This is a genomic window from Vibrio sp. 1641, assembly GCF_033339995.1.
Classification (GTDB): domain Bacteria; phylum Pseudomonadota; class Gammaproteobacteria; order Enterobacterales; family Vibrionaceae; genus Vibrio; species Vibrio alginolyticus.
Genome location: NZ_JAWOVP010000555.1, coordinates 1 through 501, shown reverse-complemented (window position 1 = coordinate 501; position 501 = coordinate 1). Strand labels below are relative to the sequence as shown.

General features: G+C 44.3%; 1 pseudogene. It reads left to right on the top strand.

Features of this window, described 5'->3' with window-relative positions:
• Positions 1 to 437, top strand: a pseudogene (locus R7Z47_RS27095) (exopolyphosphatase); the annotation flags it as partial.
• Positions 438 to 501: the final 64 nt, after the last annotated feature.

The following is a 501-nucleotide window of genomic DNA, read 5'->3' as shown; positions in this document are numbered from 1 at the left end:
AACTGTTTGATTTATTAGAATGGGCCGCTCTGCTGCATGAAGTTGGGCTAAGCATCAACCTACGCAGCTTCCATCGCCACTCGTTTTATATTCTTCTGCATTCAACCCTGCAAGGTTTTAACCGTGAGCAACAACTCGTCTTGGCGACGCTTGCACGCTTTCAACGCAAAGCGCTAAGGCTCAATGAGTTGCCAGAGTTCAACCTCTACAAACAAAGTGATGTGTTAAGCCTGATTAAGATTCTTCGTCTGTCCATAGTCCTTAATGGGCAACGCAACGACGACCCACTACCTGACATCACTTTATCGATCAAAGGCGATGAATGGATGCTCGCTTGTACCGATGAAGCATGGTTAGATAATAATAAGTTGCTGCATGCAGATTTACTGGAAGAACAAGATAGATGGGCAAGTGCGAAGTGGACACTCACTTTTTAGTTTTCGGTACAATGAAAAAAGTCGGCTTAAAGGCCGACTTTTTTTAACTCTTCCGCTGCGAAAT